The sequence below is a fragment of the Cryptosporangium phraense genome, from assembly GCF_006912135.1.
GTDB classification, from domain to species: domain Bacteria; phylum Actinomycetota; class Actinomycetes; order Mycobacteriales; family Cryptosporangiaceae; genus Cryptosporangium; species Cryptosporangium phraense.
Genome location: NZ_VIRS01000026.1, coordinates 62,298 through 76,194, shown reverse-complemented (window position 1 = coordinate 76,194; position 13,897 = coordinate 62,298). Strand labels below are relative to the sequence as shown.

General features: G+C 69.9%; 10 protein-coding genes. 4 read left to right on the top strand and 6 right to left on the bottom strand.

The genetic code is table 11. From position 1 onward, the window contains the following. The first annotated feature begins 31 nt into the window (after nucleotides 1-31). Together trxA and FL583_RS29660 are read left to right on the top strand one after the other, a co-directional pair. Nucleotides 32-355: a thioredoxin gene (gene trxA, locus FL583_RS29665; RefSeq protein WP_142708155.1), complete on the top strand. Its 324-nt coding sequence runs from the start codon at nucleotides 32-34 to the stop codon at nucleotides 353-355. A 266-nt stretch (nucleotides 356-621) separates the two neighbouring features. Continuing rightward, the gene (locus FL583_RS29660; RefSeq protein ID WP_142708154.1) at nucleotides 622-1,773 is read left to right on the top strand and encodes an N-acetylmuramoyl-L-alanine amidase; all 1,152 of its coding nucleotides are present in this window, start codon (nucleotides 622-624) and stop codon (nucleotides 1,771-1,773) included. Here FL583_RS29660 and FL583_RS29655 read toward each other — a convergent pair. Continuing rightward, nucleotides 1,766-2,395 carry a GNAT family N-acetyltransferase gene (locus FL583_RS29655; protein WP_142708153.1) on the bottom strand — a complete coding sequence of 210 codons (630 nt, stop codon included), beginning with the start codon at nucleotides 2,393-2,395 and terminating at the stop codon, nucleotides 1,766-1,768. The two genes, FL583_RS29660 and FL583_RS29655, sit on opposite strands and share 8 nt — an antisense overlap. 199 nt (nucleotides 2,396-2,594) lie before the next feature. On the opposite strand from FL583_RS29655, the gene FL583_RS29650 reads away from it, so the two are divergent. Together FL583_RS29650 and FL583_RS29645 are read left to right on the top strand one after the other, a co-directional pair. Then, nucleotides 2,595-3,908: an aminotransferase-like domain-containing protein gene (locus tag FL583_RS29650; protein ID WP_142708152.1), complete on the top strand. Its 1,314-nt coding sequence runs from the start codon at nucleotides 2,595-2,597 to the stop codon at nucleotides 3,906-3,908. Beyond that, nucleotides 3,905-4,849: a D-alanine--D-alanine ligase family protein gene (locus FL583_RS29645; RefSeq protein ID WP_142708151.1), complete on the top strand. Its 945-nt coding sequence runs from the start codon at nucleotides 3,905-3,907 to the stop codon at nucleotides 4,847-4,849. Before FL583_RS29650 ends, FL583_RS29645 begins: the two co-directional genes overlap by 4 nt. Before the next feature lie 183 nt (nucleotides 4,850-5,032). Here the strand turns inward: FL583_RS29645 and FL583_RS29640 are convergent, their stop codons facing one another. From FL583_RS29640 to FL583_RS29620, 5 genes are all read right to left on the bottom strand, one after another. Then, nucleotides 5,033-5,668 (bottom strand): GNAT family N-acetyltransferase, encoded by a 636-nt coding sequence (locus tag FL583_RS29640; protein ID WP_205752561.1) that lies wholly within the window; start codon nucleotides 5,666-5,668, stop codon nucleotides 5,033-5,035. 3,196 nt (nucleotides 5,669-8,864) lie between these two features. After that, nucleotides 8,865-9,869 carry a ParB/RepB/Spo0J family partition protein gene (locus FL583_RS29635; protein WP_142708150.1) on the bottom strand — a complete coding sequence of 335 codons (1,005 nt, stop codon included), beginning with the start codon at nucleotides 9,867-9,869 and terminating at the stop codon, nucleotides 8,865-8,867. Continuing rightward, complete coding sequence (locus FL583_RS29630; RefSeq protein WP_420843219.1) at nucleotides 9,866-11,146, bottom strand: ParA family protein; 1,281 nt, start codon at nucleotides 11,144-11,146, stop codon at nucleotides 9,866-9,868. The genes FL583_RS29635 and FL583_RS29630 overlap by 4 nt, the downstream gene beginning before the upstream one ends. A gap of 1,400 nt (nucleotides 11,147-12,546) precedes the next feature. Further along, nucleotides 12,547-13,320, bottom strand: a complete 774-nt coding sequence (gene rsmG / locus FL583_RS29625) for a 16S rRNA (guanine(527)-N(7))-methyltransferase RsmG (protein WP_142708148.1) — start codon at nucleotides 13,318-13,320, stop codon at nucleotides 12,547-12,549. A 34-nt stretch (nucleotides 13,321-13,354) separates the two neighbouring features. Further along, nucleotides 13,355-13,867 (bottom strand): Jag family protein, encoded by a 513-nt coding sequence (locus FL583_RS29620; protein ID WP_142708147.1) that lies wholly within the window; start codon nucleotides 13,865-13,867, stop codon nucleotides 13,355-13,357. Between the last annotated feature and the right edge of the window lie 30 nt (nucleotides 13,868-13,897).

Sequence of the window (13,897 nt, the reverse complement as noted above, 5' to 3'; positions counted from 1 at the left end):
TTCCCGTATCACCCCGCAGAAGGAGCAAGGAATGGGTAACGCCAAGGCCGTCACGGACGCCAGCTGGACCGCTGACGTCCTGCAGAGCGACAAGCCCGTCGTCGTCGACTTCTGGGCCGAGTGGTGCGGACCGTGCCGCAAGGTCTCGCCGGTCCTCGACGAGATCGCCGCCGAGCTCGGTGAGCAGATCCAGCTCGTCAAGCTCAACATCGACGAGAACCCGAACACCGCCCGCGACTACGGTGTGATGTCGATTCCGACGATCACCGTGTTCAAGGGGGGCGAGCAGGTGAACTCGATCATCGGCGCGCAGCCCAAGGGTCAGATCGTCAAGATGATCGAAAGCGCTCTGTAACCTTATGACCTGCTAAAGCTCCGGTCGCGAACTGCGACCGGAGCTTTCGCTTTGTTCGGACGGTCCGGTCGCGGCGGTACAGAGCGTCGATTCAGGGGCACATAGCCGACACGCGACTCGCCGTGGCGCGCTACGGTGCGCTGTCGTGGCCGCGACGCGTTACGGTCGTTGGTCGCGGCCCTACGCCGGTCCGGAGCCCTCCGGCCGGTTCCCCTTTTCGGTTCCCCCGACCGAAGGGTCGCGGATGGAAGGAGCGAGCTGACCCCATGCAGTTCATCAAGCGTGGCACCACGGGTCCGGCGGCCGCTGAGGTCAAGTCGACGCTGGTGACTTTGGGGTTGATCGCTGATTCCGGGCCCGAATCGCCGGACGACGTGTTGTTCGACGCGGTGTGCGAGCTCGCGCTGCGCGAGTTCCAGCAGTCCCGCGGCCTGAGCGTCGACGGCGTCGTCGGGCCGGAGACCTGGCGATCGCTGGTTGCCGCCCGCTGGCGGCTCGGCGACCGGGTGCTGCACCGCTCGGTGAGCGAGCCGATGCTCGGCGACGACGTCCGGACGCTGCAGGAGCGGCTGCTCGAGATGGGCTACGACGTCGGCCGCGCGGACGGCATCTTCGGCCAGCGCACCGAGACCGCGCTGCGCGCGTTCCAGCGCGAGGTCGGGCTGGCCGCCGACGGCACGATGGGCACGCTGACGATGCGTGCGCTGCGCCAGCTGGGCCGCAAGGTCGTCGGTGGGCGTCCGCAGCTGCTCCGCGAGTCGGCGATGCTGTACCACGCCGGGCCGGCGCTCTCCGGCAAGCGCGTGGTCATCGACCCCGGCCACGGCGGCAACGACCCGGGCATGATGGCCCAGGACGGCCCGATGACCTGGACCGAGGCGAACCTCGTCTACGACCTGGCCAACCGGCTCGAGGGCCGATTCTCGGCGATCGGCGTCCGGGCCGACCTCACCCGCGGCCGCGACCACGAGCGCACCGGGGCCGAGCGGGCCGCGCTGGCCAACACGCTCGGGGCCGACCTGCTGATCAGCCTGCACATCGACAGCAACCCGAACCCGGCCGCCAACGGCGTCGCGACCTACCACTACGGCACCGGGTCCGGCGTCAGCTCGACGGTGGGGGAGCGGCTGGCCGGGCTCGTGCAGCGGGAGATCGCGGCTCGGACCGGGCTGCTCGACGGCCACACGCACGCGAAGACCTGGGAGATCCTGCGGCTCACGCGCATGCCGGCCGTCCAGATCGAGTTGGGCTACCTGAGCTCGCCGATCGACCGGCCGCGGCTGATCGACCCGGCGTTCCGCGACACGGTCGCGGAGGCGATCCTGATCGCCGTGCAGCGGGTGTTCCTGCCGGTCGAGGCCGACGTGAAGACCGGATCTCTGGACCTGTCGGCACTGAAGGCCATGCAGTTCAGCTAGAGCGGTGTGCTGGTCCCAGGGCCAGCGACGGGCTCATCGAGCCCAGGAGCTTCTCCAGCGCGTACTCGACGTCGGACTTCCAGGAGAGCGCCGTGCGCAGGTCGAGGCGGAGCCTCGGCCAGCGCGGGTGCGGCCGGACGGTCTTGAAGCCCACCGCGAGCAGGTAGTCGGCGGGGACCAGGCACTGCGGCTGGTCCCAGCGGGCGTCCGCGAACGCCTCGATCGCCTTCACACCGCGTTTGGTGAGGTCTTTGGCCACTCCCTGTACCAGCATGCGTCCCAGGCCGCCTCCGACGAACTGAGGCATGATGTAGGCCGTCATGAGGAGTGCGGCGTCGCCGCTAACCGGGCTGGTCGGGAAAGCCACCGACCGCGGGACGTAGGCCGGCGGGGCGAACAGCACGTAGCCGGCGGGGACGCCGTCGACGTAGGCGAGCTTGCCGCAGGATCCCCATTCGAGCAGCGTGGACGAAATCCAGGCCTCTTTTTCGAGCGCGGGATCACCGCATTCGATCGCCCGATCCTGGCTGACCGGATCGAGCTCCCAGAACACGCAGGAACGGCACCGGGTGGGAAGGTCTTCCAGCGTGTCGAGCGTGAGGCTGACCAGCCGACGTGACATCAGCGGATCGACCTCCCTCTGCGTCCTGGATTCGGGGCTGCCCGATTGATCATGGTAAGGGGGTCACCGGTGGCGCGAAAGGGTTGGGCGCGCCGGTCGGTACTCTGGCTGCTGGACTCCAGCGGCTAAATGCCTTGTTCATCGCGGGTGCTGGAGTCGCAGAATGCTCGACGGCACTGTCGATGCGGAAGGCGAGCGCATGAGCGGTACGACACTGGACGACTACACCGATCGCTATGCCGGGCGTATGCGCGGCATGACCGTCTCCGAGGTTCGGGCACTGTTCGCAATGGCGAGCCGGCCGGAGATCGTGTCGCTGGCCGGTGGGTCGCCGTTCGTATCCGCACTCCCGCTCGACGAGATCGCCGACCTGACCGCTGCACTGATCCGCGACCGCGGCGCCGAGGCCCTGCAGTACGGCACCGGCCAGGGCGACCTGCGGCTGCGTGAGCTCGTGTGCGAGGTCATGGCCGTCGAGGGCGTCATCGGCTCGGCCGAGGACGTCGTCATCACGGTCGGCTCCCAGCAGGGCCTCGACCTGATCGCCCACCTGTTCCTCGACCCGGGCGACGTCGTGCTCGCCGAGGGTCCCTCGTACGTCGGAGCGCTCGGGACGTTCGCCGCGGCCGAGGCCGAGGTGGTGCACGTCCCGATGGACGCTTCCGGTCTCATACCAACTTCTTTGGACGAGACCCTGCGCCGCCTAGCGGCTGAGGGACGGCGGGTGAAGTTCCTGTACACGGTGCCGAACTTCCAGAACCCGACCGGGGTGACGCTGACCGAATCGCGTCGGGACGCGGTCGTGGAGCTGGCCGAGAAGTACGACCTGCTGATCATCGAAGACAACCCGTACGGGCTGCTCGGCTTCGAGGAGGGGCCGGGTCAGGCGCTGCGGGCCCGCTCGTCGGACCGGGTGATCTACCTGGGGTCGTGCTCGAAGATGTTCGGCGCGGGCCTGCGTACCGGCTGGGTGTTGGCGCCGCCGGCCGTCCGCGAGAAGCTCGTGCTGGTGAACGAGTCGCAGGTGCTGAGCCCGGCCATGCTGACGCAGATGATCGCGTCGGAGTACCTCGGGAAGTACCCGTGGCGTGAGCAGCTGAAGGTGTTCCGGGAGATCTACCGGGAGCGCCGTGATGTGATGTTGGACGCGTTGTCGGCCACCATGCCGTCCGGGATCACCTGGACGCACCCGCGTGGTGGCTTTTTCGTGTGGGCGACCGTGGGTGACGGCCTCGACACCAAGGCCATGCAGCCCCGGGCGTTGGCTCACAAGGTCGCGTACGTGCCCGGCATCGGCTTCTACGCCGATGGGATGGGCCGCCAGAACATGCGGCTGTGCTTCTCGTCCGCGTCGCCCGACCGGATCCGGGAAGGGATCCGCCGGCTGGCCACGGTGATCGAGGAAGAGACCGAGCTGCGCCAGGTCTTCAACACGCCGTCCGCTGTCCGCCGCGGCCCGCACGGTGGCCCGGCGTCCCGTACCTCGTTCGCACCTGGACCGGAGCTGGCATGAGCAGGCACGTCCTCGTCCTGGCCGGTGGCCTCTCCTACGAGCGTGAGGTGTCGCTGCGATCCGGACGCCGGGTCGCGGACGCGCTGCGTCGCAGCGGCGTAGACGCCACCATCCGTGACGTCGACGCGGGCCTGCTGACCGCGCTCGAGACCGACCGGCCGGACGCGGTGTTCATCGCGCTGCACGGAGCCAGCGGCGAGGATGGGTCTCTCCGGGGAGTGCTGGACCTGCTCGGCATCCCGTACGTGGGCGCCGGTGCGGATGCGTCGCGGGTCGCCTGGGACAAGGCGGCCGCGAAGGCGACGCTGCGGGCGGTCGGCCTGCCGACTCCCGACTGGATCGCGCTGCCGCACGAGACGTTCCGCGAGCTCGGTGCCCAGACGCTGCTGGACCGGATCGTCGAGCGGCTGGGTATGCCGCTGATGGTGAAGCCGGCCTCGGGCGGTTCGGGCCTGGGCGCACAAGCCGTGCGCACGGTGGAGGAACTGCCGAGCGCGATGGTCGGGTGCTTCGGGTACTGCGACACCGCGCTGATCGAGCGGTTCGCCAGCGGGGCGGACATCGCGGTGAGCGTCATCGATTCGGCGATGGGGCCACAGCCGTTGCCCGCGGTGGAGATCGTCCCCGCGGACGGGGTCTACGACTACACGGCGAGGTACACGGCGGGGACGACGACCTGGCATGCGCCGGCTCGGCTCGACCCGGAGACCGCGGAGCGGGTCGCGGAGACGGCGGTCGCGGCACACGATGCGTTGGAGCTGCAGGATCTGTCGCGAGTGGACCTGCTGGTGGATGAGTCGGGTGGCATCCAGGTGCTCGAGGTGAACGTGTCGCCGGGGTTGACCGAGACGAGCCTTCTGCCGATTGCGGTGCAGGCGGCGGGGTTGGACTTCGGGGCCGTGTTGGCTGAGTTGGTGGAGCAGGCGATCAAGCGGTCGTAGTTCGGGGTAGTGAGGCTTGGGGTCGGCGCTTGCCGCTGCAGGCGGCTCGCGCTTGTCGCCGCAGGCGGCTCGCGCTTGTCGCCGTAGGCGGCTGGCGCGGGTGGCCGCCGTAGGCGGCTGGCGCGGGTGGCCGCCGTAGGCCGCTGGCGCCGGTGGCCGCCGTAGGCGGCTGGCGCCGGCGCGTCAGAGGTCGAGCCAGAAGTGGACTTCGTCGCGACTGTCGTTCGGAGCCACGCGAATGGCACCAGGGATACGACCGACCTCCCGATAGCCGCAACGCTTGTAGAACCGTTCGGCCCCGGTGCCGCTGCGAGTCATCAAGGTGAGCGCCTCCAACCCCAGGGCGTCCTTGGCATAGGCAGCGGCCGCCGCCATCAGAGCGGTACCCAATCCGGCACCCTGATGCTTCGGATCGACCTGCACCCGGTAGACAGTCCGCCAATGCCGCCGCAGAAGACTCTCGCTCTCAGCGAGCAACAACCACGCCACGACCCGCCCGCCCGGAAGCGGCCCTGAGAGGGCCGTAGAGGCGCGATTGTCCGATTTGGTACCGGAGACATTGGCGAGCTCGTTCTGAGCGTCCTGGAAGGATCCTACGGGGTCACTTTTTTGAGCGTTTTTGTCGGATTCCGCCGGAAGAGTCAAACAAACCAGAGCATCGGTCCCCTGACGCACCTTCTCGAAAGACCGAGCCGCCGTCGGACGAATATCGTCGGCCGTAACCGGCGGCACGAACCCGACCGACCCACCTTCGTTGGTGACGCGCACCCACATGTCGACGAGGTGGTCCAGAAGGGCGTCAGTCAACGGCGGGTTCACCACTACTGCTGGATGCACGGTCTCTCCAGACCTTCGAGGCGTTCAAGGGGGCGCCGCCGCGGCAGTGCGGCTGGACGCGCAGATGCCCGGTGGCAAGCAGCCTGAACCAGGCTGACGGCGCGGGGTCGTTCGAGTCAGGTTGGTCCGGTGCGGGCTGCTCGGGCTGGCAGCCGCGCGGGGGTGTTACCGACGGACCGGACGCTCCGCGAGGCGACGTCGCTCGGCGCGCAGGACGGGCGCGAGGAATCGACGGAGGCGGGGGAGAGGCTCGGACATGCCTCTATCTTCCCTGCTGAGCCCGGAGGCCGCCCACCCCAATATCTGCGACCCTCCACACTCCTTCGAGAGCCGGCGCGCGGGCTGCATGGGTCTCGCCTCCGGACGACCCGTTCCGCGGGGCGCCCTCCTACCGGGCATCGTTCCGCAGAGCAGCCTCCGAGCCCTCGAACGAGGTCGGCATCCTCCAAGACATATTCCTGCGTGCACTGAGCGCTGTTCCGTCTCAGCCGGCAAGACTTCACCTCATCATTGCGGCGCTGAAGTCACAGTCATGACCACAGTTGCGCCGCGGCAAATGAGGCGTCGTGAGCCGCACTGGGTCCGCGCCGTCGACCCGATGACTTCACATGCCTGGATCTCCGACGCCCCGTCATCAATCAGAATCCGCGTTGGCGGTCCATTTGGGAGTCCATTTAGCGGGCCGACGAGCCGGGGACCCGCCCCTCTCCTCTCCGCCCCGCGACCGCGTCGGCACCTCGCGTCGCGTGACTCGCACGCCACGGCGCAGACCCAAGGCCTGCCCTCGCTCCGCTGGCTTCAACGTGCGCCAAGATCCAATTCAGGCCGACCGGACTGAGCATGTCTGACCGCCCAGTTCGGAGAGAGAAGCATAGGGGCGCTGGCGTGGCTATAGCCGGAGCAGGGCCGGCCATGTCTGGAGGTTGCGCGAAGGACCGCTAAGGCAGCCAGAAGGACCTCTGACGGTCTCATCTTCAGACCGCCTGCCGACTCAGCACTCCCGCAGTCGAGCTCGACCCCGGGGTCTTCCGGCATCCAGCGTGTGCCCTCGCCCGGGCCCTGGAAGCCGCCGCCATACCTACACGGCGTTGCGTAGCCAGCCGTGTCGCCTGCACAGAACCTCTCCGACTCACGCCAGCCGCGGCGCTCTACCAGTATCAAGCGGATCGAGCTCCACCCCCCACGCCTCCGTTTCACGTGAAACAAGCGGCGCAGCCCCATCCACGGAGGAACTGACCTAACCGCGATCAGCCGAGTTCTGCCTGGCCGAAAGAGGCGTCCGGGCCATAGAGGCAATCGTTGACGGCCGCACACACGGGCGTCACCCCGGCGGCGTGCGTATCAGTCATCGCCCGACAGTGACCCGCTGGCAAGGTCCTAGCTGCAGTCTTGCCCCACCATGGCGATCAAGAACACCTGCAGGCCCGCCACATCGCACTGAGAAACAGCGGCACGCGGGAACTCCGCATCTCGTCACGCGGCCCCGGAGGAGCGGGCACGCCACCATGCGCCTCCAGATGCGCACGTCTGCGGGGCTCACCTCCGGCGGACAGCGCGTAGGCATCAGGTGCACCGGAAAGCGCAGACCCGAGGGCGAGAGGAGCACTAGGCGAAGAGGTCCGGGTAATGGGGGTCGTGGACCGCGGCGGGAACGCCGATGCGCCATGCGAGCGCTCCCGCACGGCAACTCGCCTCGTCGAGACCCGCGCAACGCGAAGACCCGGCCGGATGAAGAGCCCGGCGTCGCGATGACTGACCACACAGGCCGGCGTCCGGCGCACTGGCATCCAAGCCGTCGGATGAACCGGGTAGGGGCCGGCGGCCTCCGAGCGCGGACCTGGGCGGAGGTAGGCACCGGGGCAGAGTCGCTGACGAGCATCCACGCGCAAGTATTCGAGCGTGAGGCGGCAGTCGTCCGCTCGAGGGGGGTCCGACCACCGATTGCACGAACGCCAGGGAGCGAAGCTCATGCGTAAGAGGCGAAGCGCATGCTTGGAAAAGCACAACGTGCCATGGCTGGGCGTTCGAGCCTCGGAAGCCCGACATGCGGATGCGCGAGCCTCCCCAGAAGGCCCTCGCGAGCGCGACCCTCGTACGCGCGACTCCTGCGAGCGCCAGTCCTGCCAGGCCACCATCACACGCCGAGGCGCAGATGTCTGGCCACTGGAATTGCGAGCGTCGGAGGCCCCGGCATCGGCATCGGCATCGGCTTGGGCCCGCGCGCGTGGCGTCAGGTGCCCGCGCATGCGGCGTGCGGGCATACGGCCGCTCGGCCGTGCGGGCGCCCAGGCGTGCGGGCGTGCGGGCGTGCGGGCGTGCGGGCGTGCGGGCGCATTCAGGATTGCAGGCGGCCAGGCCTGTGGATCCACTGTCGTCCGGACCTCCAGGCGCAGTGCCATCCGAGTTAGCCAAGCGGAGGCGCACGCCCAGTTGTCCGAACACGGCGGGGCGAGATACAGACCCGAGGCGTGCAGAACATCGGCCCCGAGTTCTGGGCACCTAGAACTGGTCATCCGGGCGCCGGATGCCGGGGTCGGGGCCGAGCGTCCAGGAGGCGCAGATGCATAGAGCGCAAATGCAGGGGTCCGGGCGCGGAGCGCGGAGGCCCGGGCACGGGGCTTGGGCGTGGGGGCCCGGGCGGGGGCCGCGAGCGAGGGGTGCGGGCGGGGGCCTCGGCGAGGAGGCGCGGGCGCGAGGCCCCGCGGTGGCCCGAGGGGAGGGGCGCGGGCGCGCGAGGCCCGCGCACGAGGCCCGAGCCGGAACGGGCACAGGCGCGCGAGGCCCGCGCACGAGGCCCGAGGGGGAACGGCCCACGCGTAGGGGACTCGGGGGCCGGGAGCCAGGTTCGGGGGCCCAGGTTGGGAAGCCCGGATGCCGACCGTGCAGATACGAGGCGTTGGGCTCGAAAGGACTACCGACACACGCGCCGCGCCTTTGGATTAGCTGGCGGGCGGTCACCGAGCGCCATCTGGTCGTGAATTCATGGCGCGTCGTTCGGCCGTCGAAGAGTCGTGCCTCTGGGCCATTGATGCGCGGGCATTCGGGCACTCGCACCTGCGCCCGGACGGTCGCAGGCACCACGGATATCGGGGGCCGGCGGCCTAGTTCTCAACGGCCCAGTTGGGCAAGCGAAAGGGCGGCCCACCGTAGGGGCCGCCCTCGGAAGACCAAAGCCGCGCTACTGCTCCTCGGGCGGGCTCGCGACCCCCATAGCGTCCGCGATTCGCTCCAGGTCATCGATCGTCGCGAACTCGATCGTGATTCGGCCCTTGCGCTTGCCCAGGTCCACCTTCACCCGGGTGTCGAACCGATCCGAGAGGCGCCCGGCGAGCTCCTCCAGGCCGGGGGAGCGCAGCTTCGGGCGGCGCGTCGGGTTGTCTCGCTCGGGGGCCGGCTCGGGGTCTCCGCCCAGCGCGACGATCTCCTCGGTCGCCCGCACCGAGAGCCCCTCGGCGACGATCCTCGTCGCCAGGCGATCCTGGGCCTCGCTGTCGTCCAAGGAGAGCAGGGCCCTGGCGTGGCCGGCGCTCAGGACTCCGGCGGCCACCCGGCGCTGCACGGCCGACGGGAGGTTCAGCAGGCGGATGGTGTTGGAGATCTGCGGGCGGCTGCGGCCGATCCGCTTGCTGAGCTCCTCCTGCGTCACCCCGAATTCGGCTAGCAGCTGCTGGTACGCCGCGGCCTCCTCGAGCGGGTTGAGGTTCGACCGGTGGATGTTCTCCAGCAGGGCGTCCCGGAGGAGGTGGTCGTCACTCGTGTCGCGGATGATGGCCGGGATCGTCTCGCGCCCGATCGCCTTGGACGCCCGCCACCGGCGCTCGCCCATGATCAGCTCGTAGGAGCCGGTGCCCTTCTCCCGCACCACGACCGGCTGGAGGATGCCGACCTCAGTGATAGAGGTCTTCAGCTCCTCCATCGCCTCTTCGTCGAACTCGCCCTTGCGGGGCTGCTTCGGGTTCGGGGCGATCGAGTCGACCGGCACCTCGCGGAACTGAGCACCGGGCACCGGCGCCAGGCCGGGGAACTCATCGTCGGGCGCCGCGTCGGCGGCGACGGCCGTCGCGCCGGTGGCGAACGGCATCCGCTGGGCGGCGACAGGCGCGCCGCCTTCCTCCTCGCCCGGCAGCGGTGCTGCCGGGATCAGCGCACCGAGGCCGCGCCCCAGTCCGCGACGGTTCTTCACAGGTGTCCTCCCCTAGAGCCGCGCTCCGCGATCTCCCGAGCAGCCTGAAGATAACTCGTCGATCCGCGCGAACCAGGATCGTAGGTGATCACCGATTGCCCGAATCCGGGCGCCTCGGAGACGCGCACGCTCCGGGGGATGACCGCACCCAGGACGACGTCCCCGAAGTGGCCCCGCACCTCGGCGGCGACCTGGTCGGCGAGCTTGGTGCGGCCGTCGTACATCGTCAGCAGGATCGTGGTGATCTGCACGTCGTTGTTCAGGTGCGCCTTCACCAGTTCGACGTTCCGCAGCAGCTGTCCGAGGCCCTCGAGCGCGTAGTACTCGCACTGGATCGGAATCAGTACCTCGCGGGCCGCGACCAACGCGTTGACGGTCAGCAGGCCCAGCGAGGGCGGGCAGTCGATGAAGATGTAGTCGATGTCCGCCGGAAAGGCGTCGATCGCCCGGCGGAGACGGTTCTCCCGAGCGACGACCGAGACCAGCTCGATCTCCGCACCCGCGAGGTCGATCGTCGCCGGTACGCAGTAGAGGTTGGGGACCCCGTCGACAGCAACCGTTGCCTCGGCGAGCGGGATGCCGTCGACCAGGACGTCGTAGGTGCTCGGGACGCCGGCTCGGTGGTCGACGTTCAGCCCGGTGGACGCGTTGCCCTGCGGGTCGAGGTCGATGACCATGACCCGGCTGCCGTGGAGGGCCAAGGCGACGGCGAGGTTGACCGTCGTGGTGGTCTTGCCGACGCCGCCCTTTTGGTTGGCGACGCACATGACGCGACGAGCGGGCGGGCGGGGGAGCGCGTCGCCGGCGGGGTTGAGCACCTGGACGGCTCGGCGCGCCTCGATGGCGATCGGTAGGTCGTCGTCTTCTGTTTCACGTGAAACATCGCCCGGGAGGACTCTCGCGTCCATCGACAGCGGGTCTGTTTCACGTGAAACGTCATACGGGTCGGGGGCCGTTTCACGTGGAACGGCCGTCGCGTCATCCAGTACTGCGCGGATTCGGCGCTGACTCTCACCCGCCCCGCTGGTAAGAGAATGGGGGGCAGACTGAGCGGGGTCGCTCACGTCGATCTCCTGGACCTGTTCAATACCGGACTCGGGGGAAGCCGGCCTGGGGGGCTCAGCGGTGTCCGCCGACGCTGCAGTCGCTGCGCCTTGCTCAAGGGGAGAGGCATCGGCGAGGGTCGCACCGGCACTTACCGACGGTACCGTCCCGGCGCGCGAATCCTCTGCCCGACCGACAACTCTGTGGATGAGATCGCGCAGAGATTCGTTCAATCCGCCGCTCTGGTTCACTGCGTTCCGGCCGGACGCTTCTCCGCGCGCCATCGACTCATCTCGTCCGGCCGGCTCGCCGCGGTCGTGCGAGATCGCCCGCTCGGTAGACCCACCCGGCCCCACGAAAGCATCCGCCGCATCGCGCCCCGCGCCACTGAGCCCCTCCGCGTCACTGAGCCCCTCCGCGTCACTGAGCCCCTCCGCGCCACTGAGCCCCTCCGCGCCACTGAGCCCCTCCGCGCCACTGAGCCCCTCCGCGCCACTGAGCCCCTCCGCGCCACTCAGCCCCTCCGCGCCACTCAGCCCCTCCGCGCCACTCAGCCCCTCCGCGCTACCGGGCCCATCAGCACTACCGGGCCCATCAGCGTTGCTCAGCCCATCCGCGCCACTGCGCTCATCCGCGCCGCTGTCGGGCGCGCCCCGCCAAACCAAGCTGCCGCCATCGCGCGCCCCGCGCCCACGCAATCCGCCGTTATGGGCTTCGCGCCCCCGCATCTCGCCGTCGTGTGCAACACGCCGATCCAGACCACCGTCGTCGTGCGCCCCGGTCCCACGCATCCCGCCGTCGTACGCGCCAGGCCCAGAGCCGCCGTCATCGCGCGCCCCGGTCCCACGCAAGCTCCCGTCGTGCGCCCCGCGCCGCCCCGCGCCACCGCCCCCAACCGCACCCGCGTCACCGCGACCAACCGCACCCGCGTCACCGCGACCAACCGCACCCGCGTCACCGCGACCAACCGCACCCGGGCCGTCGCGCTCGACCGCAGCCGCGCCGTCACGCCCAACCGCACCGCGCCCAACCGCACCCGCGCCGTCGCGCTCGACCGCAGCCGCGCCGCCGCCCCCAACCGCACGCGCGCCGCGGCGCCCAACCACACCCGCGTCACCGCGTCCAACCGCACCCGCGCCGCCGCGCTCCCTCATCCCTCCGCGCTCACGCGCGCCATCCCGCCCCCGAGCCCCCAACCCCCCGAGAAGCTCCTCGATCGATGGCGGCGAAACGATCTCCAGCCGCCCGTCCGAAACGCTCAGCCCCTCATCCGGCCCCAGCCCCCGAGCCCGATCCCGCCCAACCGCCCCAAACCCCCGCCCACTCCCAGCCGCCGTCCCGGAACCCGCCGCCCCAGACTCCAAAAGCCCAGACTCCAAAAGCCCAGAACCCAAAAGCCCAGAACCCGCCGACTCGTCCGTAGACAAAGGACCGTCAGCGACCACCCTCAAATCCCCAGGTCTCAAACCGCCCGCCCGCCCCACCGACGAGGACAAAACCTCATCCAGGAGCTCGAACTCCGGCCACCCCAAATCCGACGCCCCACGCCCCGGCCGCTCGACCACCGCTGCTTCACGAGCCGGCTTCAACTCCGGCCACCCCACTGCGGTGGGCTTCCGAGACGCGTTGTCGGTCATGGTCCGTGCGGTCCTCTCCGTCGACGGCTCGCAGCAGCCGAACCTGGCCGCCGCCGACGGGACGAATCACCACCGGCGTCAGCACGCCGGGACCTGGCCACTCCACGAACGGAATCACCACGGAGAATCTCGACCACGGTCGTCGGGGGGTCGACGATGCCGCTTCCGCATTCGACGATACGAGGGGAGACGCCCCCGACCCGCGCTACCGCTGCGGCGTGTTCAGTGATCTCCTCCGCCGCGGACGATCCTTTGAGCGCCAGCATGCGTCCGCCGGGCGCGCAGAGCGGCAGACACCACCCGGCGAGCCGGTCCAGCGGGGCCACCGCCCGCGCGGTCACGATCGACCCCGACACTCGCCCGACGACCTCCTCCGCGCGCCCCCGCTCCACGGTCACCGTCGAAAGACCGAGCAGAGACACGGCCTCGGACAGGAACGCGGCCCGACGAGCCAACGGCTCCAGCAACGTCACCCGCAGATCCGGCCGCACGATCCCCAGCACGATCCCGGGCAACCCGGCGCCGCTCCCGACGTCCACCACCGTGGCGCCCGCCGGGAACAGGTCAGCAACCACCGCGCAGTTGAGCAGGTGGCGCTCCCAGAGGCGCGGAGCCTCGCGCGGGCCGATCAGGCCGCGCTCCACCCCGGCCGAAGACAGCAGCGAGGCGTACTCGACGGCCAGCGGCAGACGCGAGCCGAAAACCGAGGCCGCAACAGCAGCGAGCCCCGCCGGCGGACCGGCGGGGCTCGCAGGAGGCGAATCGCTCACGACAGCGCCCTGCCGCGAGCGGACACCAGGGAGATCATGCGCTCTGCAGGTGGACGACCACGCGACGCTCCGGCTCTTCGCCTTCGGACTCGCTCCGGACGTCCTCGATCGCGCTGATCGCGTCGTGCACGACCTTGCGTTCGAACGGGTTCATCGGGCTGAGCTTGACCGGCTCGCCCAGCGACCGCGCCTGCTCGACCGCGTTCTTCGCGATCGCGACCAGCTCCTGCCGACGCTTCGCGCGGTACCCGCCGACGTCCAGCATCAGCCGGCTACGGACGCCGGTCTGCTGCACGACCGCCAGCCGGGTCAGCTCCTGCAGGGCGTCGAGCACGGCGCCGCGCGGACCGATCAGCGCGTCGAGCTCGTCGCCGATCACCGCGACGATCGCCCGGTCGCCCTCGACGTCCATGTCGATGTCCCCGTCGAAGTCGAGGATGTCCAGCAGCCGCTCGATGTAATCGCCGGCGATGTCACCCTCGCGCACGAGCAGGTCCGTACCTGTCTCCTCCTCCGCCGGCGCGGTGGTGGGCTGCGTCTCCGTCATCGTTACTCCCTGGCCTGCCGCGCCGCCGCG